General features: G+C 43.6%; 12 protein-coding genes. 8 read left to right on the top strand and 4 right to left on the bottom strand.

From position 1 onward, the window contains the following. Positions 1-199: 199 nt before the first annotated feature. From metB to AB4298_RS10790, 8 genes are all read left to right on the top strand, one after another. The gene (gene metB / locus AB4298_RS10825) at positions 200-1,360 is read left to right on the top strand and encodes a cystathionine gamma-synthase (RefSeq protein WP_371986707.1); all 1,161 of its coding nucleotides are present in this window, start codon (positions 200-202) and stop codon (positions 1,358-1,360) included. 15 nt (positions 1,361-1,375) lie between these two features. Further along, positions 1,376-3,769 carry a bifunctional aspartate kinase/homoserine dehydrogenase II gene (gene metL / locus AB4298_RS10820; RefSeq protein ID WP_371986706.1) on the top strand — a complete coding sequence of 798 codons (2,394 nt, stop codon included), beginning with the start codon at positions 1,376-1,378 and terminating at the stop codon, positions 3,767-3,769. 201 nt (positions 3,770-3,970) lie between these two features. Beyond that, entirely contained in the window at positions 3,971-4,861 is an 891-nt protein-coding gene (gene metF, locus AB4298_RS10815; RefSeq protein ID WP_248998117.1) for a methylenetetrahydrofolate reductase, read from the top strand. 178 nt (positions 4,862-5,039) lie between these two features. Further along, the gene (locus tag AB4298_RS10810) at positions 5,040-5,420 is read left to right on the top strand and encodes a hypothetical protein (RefSeq protein WP_248998118.1); all 381 of its coding nucleotides are present in this window, start codon (positions 5,040-5,042) and stop codon (positions 5,418-5,420) included. A 68-nt stretch (positions 5,421-5,488) separates the two neighbouring features. Further along, positions 5,489-6,082, top strand: coding sequence for a c-type cytochrome (locus AB4298_RS10805; protein WP_371986705.1), 594 nt, complete (start codon positions 5,489-5,491; stop codon positions 6,080-6,082). A 10-nt stretch (positions 6,083-6,092) separates the two neighbouring features. Further along, positions 6,093-7,145, top strand: a complete 1,053-nt coding sequence (locus tag AB4298_RS10800; RefSeq protein ID WP_371986704.1) for a c-type cytochrome — start codon at positions 6,093-6,095, stop codon at positions 7,143-7,145. Between the two features lie 449 nt (positions 7,146-7,594). Next, positions 7,595-7,843 (top strand): cysteine-rich CWC family protein, encoded by a 249-nt coding sequence (locus AB4298_RS10795; protein WP_248998121.1) that lies wholly within the window; start codon positions 7,595-7,597, stop codon positions 7,841-7,843. Between the two features lie 70 nt (positions 7,844-7,913). Next, positions 7,914-8,876 carry a DMT family transporter gene (locus tag AB4298_RS10790; RefSeq protein WP_371986703.1) on the top strand — a complete coding sequence of 321 codons (963 nt, stop codon included), beginning with the start codon at positions 7,914-7,916 and terminating at the stop codon, positions 8,874-8,876. Positions 8,877-8,933: 57 nt separating this feature from the next. On the opposite strand, the gene AB4298_RS10785 is transcribed toward AB4298_RS10790, so the two are convergent. The 4 genes from AB4298_RS10785 to AB4298_RS10770 all read right to left on the bottom strand — a co-directional run bounded on the left by AB4298_RS10785 (position 8,934) and on the right by AB4298_RS10770 (position 14,054). Further along, the gene (locus AB4298_RS10785) at positions 8,934-9,767 is read right to left on the bottom strand and encodes a tetratricopeptide repeat protein (RefSeq protein ID WP_248998123.1); all 834 of its coding nucleotides are present in this window, start codon (positions 9,765-9,767) and stop codon (positions 8,934-8,936) included. 233 nt (positions 9,768-10,000) lie between these two features. Continuing rightward, positions 10,001-10,825: a tetratricopeptide repeat protein gene (locus AB4298_RS10780; RefSeq protein WP_371986702.1), complete on the bottom strand. Its 825-nt coding sequence runs from the start codon at positions 10,823-10,825 to the stop codon at positions 10,001-10,003. A gap of 181 nt (positions 10,826-11,006) precedes the next feature. Continuing rightward, a complete protein-coding gene (locus AB4298_RS10775; RefSeq protein WP_248998125.1) occupies positions 11,007-12,866 on the bottom strand; it encodes a DEAD/DEAH box helicase in 1,860 nt (619 codons plus the stop codon). 228 nt (positions 12,867-13,094) lie between these two features. Further along, entirely contained in the window at positions 13,095-14,054 is a 960-nt protein-coding gene (locus AB4298_RS10770) for a M28 family peptidase (protein ID WP_248998126.1), read from the bottom strand. Positions 14,055-14,076: the final 22 nt, after the last annotated feature.

The raw sequence follows: 14,076 nt of genomic DNA, 5'->3' as shown, positions 1-14,076 counted from the left end.
TATTTCAAAATTCGGGGCAGATTTTAACCCTTTAAATTGTGCAGTCAAATTATTGCCTCTTATTTATGACAATTGCAAATAGATTTCTATATGCATGGACGTCTAAACGTCTAAAGTGGTTGACGGCGAGGTATGGCTTCGGTACATTTAGACGTCCAGACATCTCTAATAAGAAAATTAGCATTAAAAGGAGTAGTACATGACTGAGCGTAAACTCGCCACTGCGGCAGTGCGTCAAGGCATTGAGTCCGATAGCCAACATGGTGCCGTTGTTCCGCCTATTTATCTATCTACTAACTACTCTTTTGATGGGCATAAAAACCCACGAGATTTTGACTATAGCCGCTCAGGCAATCCAACCCGTTCAATTTTAGGTGATGCAATTGCAGAACTGGAAAAAGGTGCAACAGGAGTGGTGACTTGTACCGGAATGGCTGCCATTACTTTAGCTACTAGTTTACTCGGCCCGGATGATCTTATTATTGTCCCACACGACTGTTACGGTGGCAGTTACCGTTTATTTACTAATCTTGCCAAAAAAGGCCAGTTTAAGTTGATAGTCGTAGATCAAACTGACTCGAAAGCTCTGAATCAAGCCATTGCACAAAAACCTAAGATGGTTTGGTTAGAGACACCATCAAACCCTCTACTGCGGGTGGTTGATATCGAGGCCATCAGTGCTGCAAGTCATGAAGTGGGCGCACTTGTGGTGGTTGATAACACTTTTCTTTCGCCAATCTTACAGCAACCTCTTTTACTGGGTGCTGATATCGTTATTCACTCCACCACTAAATACATTAACGGCCACAGCGATGTCGTTGGCGGGGCCGTAGTTGCAAAAGACCTTGAAGTCGGTGAATTGCTGCATTGGTGGTCAAATACTTTGGGCTTAACCGGCTCTGCATTTGACAGCTATCTCACTTTGCGCGGAATTCGCACACTTGCAGTGCGAATTCGTGAACATCAGGCGAATGCGCAGCGAATTCTTGATACTCTTGTCAACCATAAAGCGGTATCAAAGATTTATTATCCAGGGCTTAAAGATCACCCTGGTCACAAGATTGCTGCAAAACAGCAAAAAGGTTTTGGCGCTATGTTGAGCTTTGAGCTTGAAGGTGGCGAGCCAGAGTTAGTGGCATTCTTAAAAAATCTTAATTATTTTTCAGTTGCAGAAAGCTTAGGTGGCGTGGAAAGCTTAGTGGCTGTGCCGGCAACCATGACCCACAGAGCGATGGAGCCAGAGGCTCGTGCTGAAGCAGGGGTTAAAGATACGCTGATCCGTCTTTCTGTTGGTATCGAAGATGCTGACGATCTTGTTGCTGATATTGAAGCTGCGCTAAATGCTGCGGCTGCTTGTTAATTAAAGGGGTATACGATGGCACGCTGTCACTTACATAAATTTGGTGGCTCTAGTCTGGCTGATGCAGATTGTTACCGTCGCGTTGCTCATATCTTACTGACGCACGGCCATAGCGATGACTTGGTTGTGGTGTCTGCTGCGGGTAAAAGCACTAACTTTTTATATAAGTTGCTTGAGTTAAGCTCAACTAAACAGTTGTGGCAAGAGGAGCTGCAAACGCTTATTAGCTTCCAGCAAAACTTGATCGAGCAATTGCTATCGAATGAGCAAGCGCGTTCATTACGCGAGCGCTTATCGACAGACCAATCGCAACTTATTAGCTTGTTGTCTTTAGGGCAGATTAATGATTACCAAAGTAGCCAAGTGGTTAGCTTTGGTGAGCGTTGGTCAGCACGTCTGTTAGCGGCGTTATTACGCGAATCTGGTGTTGCGGCATCAGACGTTGATGCGCGCACATTATTAATTGCTGATGAAGCCGCTGTGCCGCAAATTCGTCTGCAAGAGTCACGTGCTAGAGTGCAAGCATTGATTGAAGCACACCCTAATGAGCGTTTAATCATTACCGGATTTATCTGCGCCAATGAGCGTGGCGATACCTTGCTGCTTGGGCGCAATGGTTCAGATTTTAGCGCAACGTTAATCGCTAGTTTGGCTGATATTGAGCGTGTGACAATATGGACCGACGTTGAAGGTGTATTTAACGCCGATCCTAATAAAATTAATGACGCTAAACTACTAAGCAGCTTGTCGTTAGCTGAAGCTAATCGTTTGGCGCATTTAGGCTCGCCAGTCCTGCATAATCGTACTTTACAGCCGCTGTTTGATACTAAAGTGAGCCTAGCGGTTCGTTCCAGTTATGCTTCTCATACTGACTTTACTTTAATTGCACCTAAAAGCTCGTCAGCGAGTGCACCGGTAGTGACGAACCTAAATAGCGTGGCGTTGTTTAACCTGCAGCTAAATAGCGATTTTAAACAGTTTATAGCCTTGCTAGAAGAGGCTGGGCTCAGTCCGCTTGCGCATTGGGAGCTTGGTCAACAGCGTGTTGAGTTTACCGTAACGCTAGAAAACCAAAAACAGGTTCTAGCGCTATTGGAAACCAATGCTGAAGCGCTAGGTGTAAGTGACATTAAAGTTACTGACAATCTCGGACTTGTCGCGTTAGTTAGTGCTGATGCTAACCTTTATCGCCGTGGGTTTGCTCGTCTACTGAGCCGCAATGCTAGACCGTTATTTAATGACGGAATGAGTCTTGTGACGTTAGTGCCACAAAGCCAAGTTAATTTACTGACTCAAAAAGTGCATCGTCGTTGTGCGGGTCCGCGGAAACGTATCGGTGTATTACTGCTCGGTGTGGGTAATATTGGCGAGGCTTGGGTTGAATTGTTTGCTAATGCTCAGGCTGCGTTAAATAAAGAGTTAGAAGCTAGCGTTGAACTGGTTGGTTTACTGAGTTCAAAAAAGGCCCTCATTAGCGATGACGGGATTGAACTTGATACTTGGAAGTCTGTATTTGAAAACGATGCTAAATCTTGGCAGTACGACAGCCTATTTGAAGAATTACATCAGCTTGAATGTGATGAAGTTATAGCGCTCGACATTAGTGCAAGTGCCGACTTGACCTTGCAATATCCAGAGTTTTTTGCTCGTGGTATTCATGTGGTAAGTGCTAATAAGTTAGCGGGATCCGGTCCATTGCCGTTTTATTTAGAGCTAAAGCAACAATTAGATAATCGCCGTTTATTTTGGCGCTATAACGCTAGTTGTGGTGCTGGCCTGCCAGTACAGCATGCGCTGAATGATTTGCATAATAGTGGCGACAGTATCGAAGCTGTTGGTGGTATTTTCTCTGGCACGCTTTGCTGGTTGTTTGAAAACTTTGATGCCAAAAAGCCATTCTCAGAGCTAGTACTTGAAGCCAAGGGCTTGGGGATCACTGAGCCCGATCCTCGCGATGATTTATCGGGCCGAGATATGCAGCGTAAGCTTCTTATCTTAGCGCGTGAAATTGGTTTTGAAATTGAGCTAGAAGATATTGAACTTAAATCGCTCGTGCCAGCGGCTTTGGCTGAACTGTCATTAGAACAGTTCTTAACACGCATTAATGAGCTTGATGACGATATGCTACAGCAGTTTGTGACTGCTGCAGAACAAGATAAAGTCCTTAGGTATGTGGCGTCTCTAGATAAAGTGGATGGTAAGTTGAAAGCGGGGGTAGGGATCCAGTGGGTTGATAATAGTCACCCATATGCCAACCTCACTCCTGGCGACAATGTATTTGTTATTCGCAGCGAGTTCTATCAAGAAAATCCGTTGATTATCAGGGGGCCAGGTGCAGGGCGGTTAGTGACTGCAGCTGCGGTGCAATCTGACCTCGCGCATATTTGCCGCGATCTGCTACAAGAATAATTTTCATGTTAATCAATAAAAAAGGACTCATTTGAGTCCTTTTTTATTGGCTTATTTATCGGAAAGGATTGTTTTAGGAAAAAAACTCATTTGCCTGCTTTTTAGGCTTGACTTCAATCTCAGTTTCTCTAGTATATGGACATATAGACGTCCAAACGTCTATCTAACAAAAATCTAATGCTGAAGTTGAGGAATGTAGAAATGGGTTTTCATCACGCACAACATGCTACGTCACTAAACCAGAGCTTATCTGAGCTAAATGGTGACATTAACGTTTCTTTTGAATTTTTCCCGCCTTCAACTCCAGAGATGGAAACTTTGCTTTGGAACTCGATTCGTCGCTTGGAGCCGCTTAACCCAAAGTTTGTCTCAGTTACTTACGGTGCTAACTCAGGAGTTCGTGATAGAACTCATAGCGTGATTGAGCGTATTCAAAACGAGACCAACTTATTAGCTGCGCCGCACCTTACATTGGTTGACGCAAGTGATGAAGAATTAAAAGAGTTAGCTAAGCATTACTGGAATAGCGGTATTCGTGACATAGTAGCATTACGCGGTGATTTACCGGATGGTAGCCCTAAGCCAACACGCTTTGCTAATGATCTTGTGCGCCTACTTCGCTCTGTTGCTGATTTTGATATTTCTGTGGCTGCTTACCCCGAGGTGCACCCTGATGCGAGCAATGCACAGGCAGACCTTATTCATCTGAAGAAAAAAATTGATGCGGGTGCTAATCGAGCCATTACTCAGTTTTTCTTTGATGTAGAGTCATACTTACGTTTTCGTGACCGTTGTGCGGCGGCAGGCATTGACGCAGAAATTGTACCGGGTATTTTACCTGTCACTAATTTCAATCAGACTAAGCGTTTTGCCGCTATGACTAACGTGTCTATTCCAAGCTGGTTACATCGTCAGTTTGAAGGGCTAGAAGATGACCCTACTACCCGTCAGATGGTCGGCGCCAACGTGGCTATTGATATGGTTAAAGTGTTGTCTCGTGAAGGCGTAAAAGATTTTCACTTCTATACCCTTAACCGCGCTGAACTTACGTATGCCATTTGTCATACATTAGGTGTACGCCCAGGCAAGTAATTTTATAGATAGTGTTCGTAATTAAAACCAACAGTTTTTTGAGCTGTTGGTTTTTTTATGCTTATTTGCCGTGCAAATAAAACTAAAGTCACGATATATAAAGTTTACATTTAGTTGAGCCTATAGTGACTAGTTGATACGGTTGTTTGTGTTGAGGTTTTTTGGGACAGAGTAGATTATGGATAATCAATTAAAATGTTTTATTATTTTTGTCACTGTAATAGGTCTTACAGCGTGCCAAGGAGTCAGGTTTAATACAAATTTGACACCTGATTACGTGGTGGATTCCTATGAAATCAGCAAGGTCATCGAATACTCCGCAGAAGAAGTGTATAACTATGACTCTCAGATGCTTGGAGATGTAAGCGCGTCATACTGCCAAACACTTAATAGTCCAGCGCCTTCTTATTCTAAAGTGGTTGGTGCTCTTAAGTATAAGGTGCAGCAACTTGGCGGTAATGGCGTTGTGATTATGGAGTGTTCAAAAGAGGACCCTTTCGCATCATGCAAGGCGAGACTTGAGTGCAGAGCACTGGCTTATGAAGTTAATTTCTCCTAAATTTATCTTATTCATGCTTATTTTTATGCTCAAGGTAATAGTGCTATCTCAAAAAGTGAGGTCAAACAATGAAACGCAAATTAATAATATTGGCTCTGCTGATATCTAGCGGGTCAACCTATGCCGCTATGCCGCCATCTGCAGTATTGTGTGGCAGTTGTCATGGTCCACAAGGCCAAGGTGTCGAGCCTCTAGGACCTAGACTCGCTGGCCTCAGCTCTGACTATATTGCTCAGCAAGTGAAGCTTTTTCAAACGGGTAAACGACAAAATGTCACCATGGCGCCAATGGCTATGACACTGCAAGGACCAGCAATCAAAGAAGTTGCAGACTACTTTTCCGCGCAGGATGTTCCTGTTGTTACGCCGCATTTAAGAGGTGAGAAGGTCAGTTATACGGATCCGACAGAGCAGTTGGTATATCAAGGTGACTGGGAACGAATGATCCCGGCTTGTGTGACTTGCCACGGTCCATCTGGTCTTGGTGTTGGTGATTTCCCTCGTTTAGCTGGTCAACAAGCGTCGTATATTAAAAACCAATTAATTGCCTGGCAACAAGGCACTAGAGGCGGTGATCAAGATGCTGTCATGGGCACTATTGCAGGCAAGTTGACCGCTGCTGAAATTGAAGCATTAGCACAGTACTTTTCGACTATAAAATAGGGAGCTAACCATGAAATTGACTCACATTAGTTTGCTGCTTATTGTTGCCAGTTTTACGTCTAAAGCTGAAACCTTGCCTGACAAACAAGCCGAGCTTGATGCCAGCGCGAAAAAAGAGGGGCAGACTTATTTGCAGCCTCGACCATTGAGCACTATTCCTGAGGGGGAATTTGGTGACAAAGTGCGTCGGGGATATCAATTGTTTGTTAACTCGCAGCAGATGCGAGATAAATACGTTGGCAATAATCTAAATTGTTCAAATTGCCATATGGATGCGGGCCGTAAAGCTAATGCTGCGCCATTATGGGCCGCCTATTTTGCCTACCCTGCGTATCGTAAGAAAAACGATAAAGTTAATAGTTATCAAGAGCGCCTTCAGGGCTGTTTTACCTATTCGATGAATGGTAAGCCGCCGGCGTCTGGTAGTGAAGAGCTCGTGGCTTTGTCTGCCTACTCTTATTGGCTGGGCATGAGTGGTTTAATGGACCAAGTCGGTGTTTCATCGCCCGTGCCAGCGCTTAGTGATGATGAGCTACTAAAAGGTGGTAAGCGTGATGACTTTGCTATGCCTGCGGCTGTGAAAGCGGCGATGACGCTAGAGCAGCGTGCTAAATTGCCGGGTAAAGCCTATCCTAAAATTCCTGAACCTGATCAAGCTTACTCACCTGAGCGTGGTAAAGAGGTTTATCAAGCTCATTGTCAGTCTTGCCATAATGTCGATGGTCAAGGTTATGAAACTGCGGGAGTCTATTCTTTACCACCATTATGGGGACCTCAAAGCTTTAACTGGGGGGCAGGCATGCATAGAGTGAATACTGCTGCTTATTTCATTTATGAGAATATGCCTTTTGGTAAGAGCATTCAGTTAACTAATCAACAAGCTTGGGATGTGGCGGCTTATATTAATTCGCAAGAACGCCCACAAGACCCGCGTTTTAAAGGTGATATAACTAAGCTTAAACAGCAATACCATCAACACCAAGGTTACTATGGTCAGAGTGTTGCTGGACAGGCTGTTCTCGGTAGTAAGGCTTATCCAAATAATCCTAATAAAGCACAGTAATCAATATTATTTGTTAGGGTGTATTTAAGGGCGCGTGATTACGCCCCTTTTTATTTTTTGATGACATTTTTAGTAAGAATAGTGATTGCTGCTGTGGGGAGAATGAAGTGCAACATACTCATAAAGCCAGTTGTTATTGTGGCGCTGTCCAATTAGCGTTGAGCTTACCCAAAGGCTTGGTTTAGTTACGTCGTTGTGATTGAACGATGTGCCGCAGAAGAGGTGCTGTGGTAGCCTTTGTATCACTTGAAGGTATTAAGTGTTAGAAAGGGGCGGATAAGCTTTCTCTCTACCAATTTAACACCTTAACGGCGAAGCATTGCTTTTGCCGAGCCTGCGAGATATATGCGCACCATCAGGGGCGTTCCAATACAGAACAGTTTGCGATAAACGTAGCGTGTATTGAGGGGGTAACCACCCCGCAGACCGTTAAGAATTTGAGGTTGTCAATGACGGATAAAACAAAGCTTTGCCCTTTATGCCAAGGATTTAATCTTTGTGGCGCGAGAGTCGGCAATAGCATTGAACAGTGCTGGTGCAGTAAACAAACATTTCCAGATAAGCGCTTATTAGCACAAGTTTTGGAAAGCGATAAATTGGCTAAATTGAACGGAACTACTTGTATTTGTGAGTCATGTCTAGTGTCGCTGCAGGCTGATATCACCGCGCAGCAGACTTTATATAAAAGAATCGACTAGCTCTCTAGACCAAGGCAGCTGATTCAGGCACTATCTGCGATCTTGTTATATCTTCAATGAGCCACCTACCATGGATACGCTTACTCAGCGTGCCGAGTTCAAACTCGGATTTATCTTTATTTCAGTTGCAGTACTTTTTTGGGGGCTATTACCCATCGCACTTAAACTATCGGGGATGTTTATCGATCCAGTTACCTTAACTTGGTTTCGATTTTTAGTCGCGTTAGTGGTGAGTTTTGCCATCCAATGCCTTAGTGGCAGCATTAAGCAGTTTAAAGACTTAGATAAAACGTCTTGGATTAAGTTGACCTTAGCAGGGATGTTTTTAATTTTTAACTATGTGTCTTTTGTTTATTCTTTGCAGTATTTAGCGCCCGGTTCTGCTCAGTTAAACTTTCAAACCGCGCCGTTCTTTTTAGCTTTCGGTGGCATGTTATTTTTTAAAGAAAAGCTTAATGCGATACAGCTAAGCTGCTTTGCGACGTTAGCGTTAGGTATGTTGATGTTCTTTCATCCTTATCTAGGCTTTTCTGCTGGGCCCTCAGATGTATGGAAAGGTGTGTTGATTGTTCAGTTTTCCGTTTTATCTTGGGCAAGTTACGCGCTAATCCAAAAATCGATGATTAAACGATTGTCTCCAAATAACATCCTGCTGTTCATCTATTTGTTTGGTATTTTTGCCATGGCACCTTTTAGCGATTTGAGTCAGTTTGCCTCAATGGATCAAAATGAGTGGGCTATTGCTATTTTTTGTGCGATTAATACCTTGATTGCGTATGGCTGCTTTGGTCAGTCAATGAAGTATTGGCCTACGGGACAGGTAAGTGCGATGTTGGCATTGACTCCAGTGATTAGCTTTACCTTAACTGCGATTGTGGTGAGCTTGGGTTGGTGGAGCGACTTAATCAAAGGGGCGATTATTGATCCGTTATCCTTTAGCGGAATTGTATTGATTATAGCGTCAGTAATTGTTGTGCAGTTATCGCCTATTTGGCAAAAGCATAGAGCGATGAAACAAGCTACTGTGATTTAGAGTTAGTGTGTTTGTATATATAAAAAAGGAGCCGTTAGGCTCCTTTTTTATAGTGAGTTACTCTAGACGAAACTGTAAGGTTTCTAGTCCCCAATCAGATAAAAGTACATCGCGGATCCTATCGCTATCTTGCTCGGTACTGCACCCCCAAGACTTAGCACATGTCATACCTTTAATTTTCGAGCCTGTACCGCTAGAGGTATCAGGAATTGATTTATTCAGTCGAGCAATCTCTGCATCAAAATACTCGGTGTATTGTGGTGCAGTAATGGTGATGGTTTCCATTTCATTGACTGGCGCAAGTGAGCCTGCACTAACCTTTGTCGCTTGTTGCTCATCGACTAGAGCATACAATATAGGTAGTGCGAGGTCTTCAGTATTCTCTGAAGCTTTGAGTTGATGGGCTAGTTGGATTGCTTGCTGGTTATTGAGGTTAAAAGCATTTGATAGCCATTTATCAGCTTGCGGAAGATTTTGAACGACAAAGCCGCCATTGAGATAGACTTTGCCTAATGCGAGTGATGCGGGAGAAAAATCTATCTTAGATGCTTTCTTAAGAAGTGAGATTCCTTTATCTATATCCTGAAAATCAGATTGTTGTAGATAGAGAATACCTGCTTTGTATTGTGCCGTTGTGACACCAAACTTAGCTGCCCGCCGAAACCATTTTAATGCCTGCTTAGTATTTTTTTCCGTACCGTAACCGGCGTAATAAAGTTCACCTAAGGTCGCCATTGCTTCAGAATGGCCACGTTTTGTGAGTATTTTATACGCTTTAAAGTATTCAACACATTGAGACTCCATACACGGTTCTAACGTTGTAGAAGCTGATGCAAAGGTTGGTAAAGTGCTTGTCACGACAATAGACAAGGCTAGCAATAAGTTTCTCATTTGAACTCCATATCAAATTGGCTCCGTAAACAGCATCGTTCGACATTAATCAATCACTTATGTGGGTCATATAGTGAGCGTCTAATGCTATTAATATTTTTTATCAGGAAAAGCTAATTAATGCAATTTGTACTTTTTCTGTAATATTTATCTCACCCAAGAGCTGACAAAGTGTCTGTGTTTCAATCGAGCATATGTATTGGTGTAGTCAACTAATCTTCCTAGTTATTGTACTAAGGATAAAAAATAGCTGCGATTTTTCCCCAATCACTAAATGAAAAGTCCCTTTGTTTTTGTTCATCATACTCGCCACTGCAACCCCACATGTCGGCACAAGTTCTGCCCGCAATTTTGCTGCCAGTGCCGCTAGAGGTATCGGGTATAGAGTTATTTAATCGTGCGAGCTGTGTATTGAAATAGGCCGTTATATCCGGTGCTGTAACTTCTATGGTTTCCATTTCACCGGTCGGGAATTTGGTGGTACTTGTGTCCGTTTTAATTAATGAGTTTTGATACATCTGAGTCAGTTGAGGAAGTTTACTTAGGCCATCAATTTCTATTAATTGTTGAATAAAGCCCTGAGTTCTAGGGTACCCCTCAGTGAAAGCTTGGCTTAAGTATTTGTCCGCCAGTTCATGATCGGCTTCTGCAATAGAGCTACCGTAATAGATTTTCCCAAGCATATAAGAGGCTGCTGGAAAGCCCTTTTTTGCAGACTTCTCTAGGTAGTTAATCCCTTTATCGACATCCAAATATTCCGGCTCTCTTAAATAGATCACAGCAGCTTTGTATTGTGAACTTGCACTGCCGAATTTCGCTGCTCGGCGAAACCACTTCAAAGCTAATTTTGTATTTTGTGCAGTTCCATAACCTGCAAAATAGAGCTCTGCCAACGTTGCCATTGCCTCTGAGTGTCCTCTGCGAGTATAGATTTTATAAGCATCAAAATATTCTTTACATTGTTTGGTTGCGCAAGGCTCTAATGAATTAGCTTGGCTTGATGGGGAGAGTAGTAATGTTAGTGATACTGCAATGAACATAGTGAGTAATGTTTTCATAAACCTTTCCTTGGTTAAATAACAATCATTACTATAAGGGGAATAAATTTAATCATCTATCAGCCAAAAGAACTACGTTTTAGGCTTTATCACTATTTTCCTGATATGTTAATAACAAAAAAGGAGCCACTAGGCTCCTTTTTAGGTTTTGTTATGGAACTGCAGTTCCTAACATTAAGACTTATTCAGCGTCTTTTGGACCTTTACGGTGCGGCTTTCTATCACCAGAAGGACGACGATCACTACGCTCACCACTTGCTGGGCGACGGTCGTTACGTGGTCGACGTGGTGGACGGCTATCGCCACCAGAAGTATTAGCAAAAGTTTCGCCAGCAGCTTCACGGATGTTTAGTGGACGGCCACAAACACGTACTTTCTTAAGGTGCTGTAGAACTTCTTTTGGCATGCCATCTGGCAAGTCAATTGCGGTTACTTGGTCGAATAACTGGATTTGACCAATGTAACGGCTGTCGATGTTTGCTTCGTTAGCGACTGCACCAACGATGTTACCTACACCAACGCCATTGTCACGACCTACATCGATGATGTAACGGCACATCTTAACGTCTGGATTATCCTTAAGAGAATCAGCAGCACCTAAGTTTGCAGGTGTTGGACGAGACTCACGACGTGGACGGTCGCTGCGATCACGTGGGCCACGGTCGTTGCGATCATTACGGTCACGAGAGTTACGGTCATCACGGCTATCACGTTGACGTTCGTTCATTGCAGGTAATTGCAGTGGACGATCTTTCTGAACTTGGTGCAGTAGTGCTGCAGCAAGCATATCAGTATCAACTTCTAGCTCTTGACAAAGAGTTGCCACAGCACCCTTCATGAACTCAAGATCTTGAGAAATGATTTCAGCAACTTGCTCGCCTAGACGAGAAAGACGGCGTTCAGTCACTGTCTCTGGACTTGGTACGTCCATTGGTGAAATGCGGCTCTTAGTTGCACGTTCAATAGTGCGTAGCATACGCATTTCACGGTGTGTAACGAAAAGAATCGCCATACCTGAACGACCAGCACGACCTGTACGGCCAATACGGTGAACATAAGCTTCAGTGTCATATGGGATATCGTAGTTAACTACGTGTCCAATACGCTCAACGTCAAGACCACGCGCCGCAACGTCAGTTGCGATGATGATGTCTAGTTGGCCACGCTTAAGTTGGTCAACTGCACGCTCACGCGCTTGCTGGTTCATATCACCGTGTAGTGGTGAAGACGCATAGCCACGAGCTTCTAACTTTTCAGCTAGTTCAACACAGCTGTTACGAGTACGAACGAAGATAATGATACCTTCAGTCTTCTCTACTTCTAGAACACGTACAAGTGCTTCTAGTTTGTTGTGCTGTGATACTTGAACAAAACGCTGCTCAATTGTTTCAACCGTTGTATGAGTCGCAGCGATGCTTACATGCTGTGGTTCATTTAGGTATTTGTTAGCAACACGCTTAATCTGCTCTGGCATCGTTGCAGAAAATAGTGCTAATTGGCGAGACTTAGGCGTGTGTTCTAGGATCCATTCGATATCATCGATGAAGCCCATTTTCAACATTTCATCAGCTTCGTCCAAAACCATAGCTTTAAGCGTATCAAGCTTAAGTGTGCCACGACGCATATGGTCCATAACACGGCCTGGAGTACCAACGATGATTTGAGGACCACGACGCAATGCATTTAACTGCTGGTGCATGCTTTGTCCGCCGTAAATTGGCAGAACGTGTAGACCTTTCATGAATTTTGCGTAGCTACCAAACGCTTCAGCAACTTGAACTGCAAGTTCACGTGTTGGCGCTAGTACTAGGATTTGTGGAGCATTGGTAGTTGGATCAATGCTGTTTAGTAGAGGTAGTGCAAAAGCACCAGTTTTACCTGTACCAGTTTGCGCTTGACCTAAAATATCTTTACCAGCCATTAGAGGCTCGATACTTGCTGCCTGAATTGGAGTTGGTTTTTCGTAACCTAACTCGTCAAGAGCACGCAACAAAGGCTCGGCAAGACCGAGTTCGCGGAAAGTTTTTTCATTGGATGACATGGGTTGTAGCCTTGTGGAATAGCAGAGCACAAAAGTATGTGCTTAAGTGTAATAGACAGAAAATCAACCCCGTGTCGACTTCCCGCACCGAAAACGTATCAGTAAGCCGACTAGTATAGCAGCTTACAATTGGTAATACCAATTAATCCTCAAAATTACTTGAGTTTTAAAGCAAATAGCAGGCCAATTAAGGGCTTACGATGTTAAAAAAGTAAGTCATTGTTCACGTTAGTGATAATTTTGTAGCAGTAAGCTGTCTATTTTTAGCAGTTGATAGGCTGATTCGCTAACTGCGGCAATAAAGTTGATATCTATTTTATCTACTGTATCTGTTTTTTGGTGATAGTCACGGTGAACGGGGACGCCAAAGTAAAGCCAGGCAATCCCTACCTTATGCATAGGGTAGTGATCGGAGGCGCGCAAAAAGTCGGTTGCAATGACTGAACCATCGAATGTTTTTGGCTGTTGGGTTCGAATACAAAGCTGGTTTTCTTGGGTAATTTGCTTGCGTATTGCGGCAAACTTCTTAAAACGTCTCGATCCTTCAATATAGATAGCTTTATGGCGATTAGGACGACCAATCATATCGAGATTTATGGCCAATTCAATCTGAGCAATCTGTGGTACTGTGCTGTTTATGCCTAATTGTTCAGCTAATGCATAGCCACCATAGAGGCCTGGTTCTTCGGCGTCGGTGGCGACAAATAGCAAGTTTACTTCACTGCTTTGCTTTGTTGCGCGCTCAGCTAATTGTAGTAAACCCGCCACACCCGATGCGTTGTCATCTGCGCCGGGGTAATAGCGTTTTCCTTGTCCGCCTAAATGGTCATAATGGGCAATGACAATACGCCATCGGTTGCTATCAGTAGTGCTTGGTACTACCCCAATCATATTGATCCCTAGTTTGTCGCTAAAGCCGCTACGATAATTAAATGGATGTTGATATTGGCCTTGCCAAGGCTGAATTCCTATTTGCTTAAAACGCTTTTCTAGATAGGATCGAGTTAATGCCGCTCCGGCTGTTCCGGTTTTGCGACCTGCCATTTCCGCTCTGGTTAGCTGACGTATATCGGCGTCGATACTTGTGGTATTCGCCCAAGTTAGCGTGGGGTGTTTATTGCAACTTGGGGAAGAAGCACATGAGGTCAGTATTATTGAGGTGGCTATCAATAGCAGTGTGCGCAGCATCCATTTTGCCCTTTGTCGTTAA

Source organism: Shewanella sp. 10N.261.52.F9, from assembly GCF_041471165.1.
GTDB lineage: Bacteria > Pseudomonadota > Gammaproteobacteria > Enterobacterales > Shewanellaceae > Shewanella > Shewanella marinintestina.
This window is presented reverse-complemented; position numbering and strand designations above follow the sequence as displayed.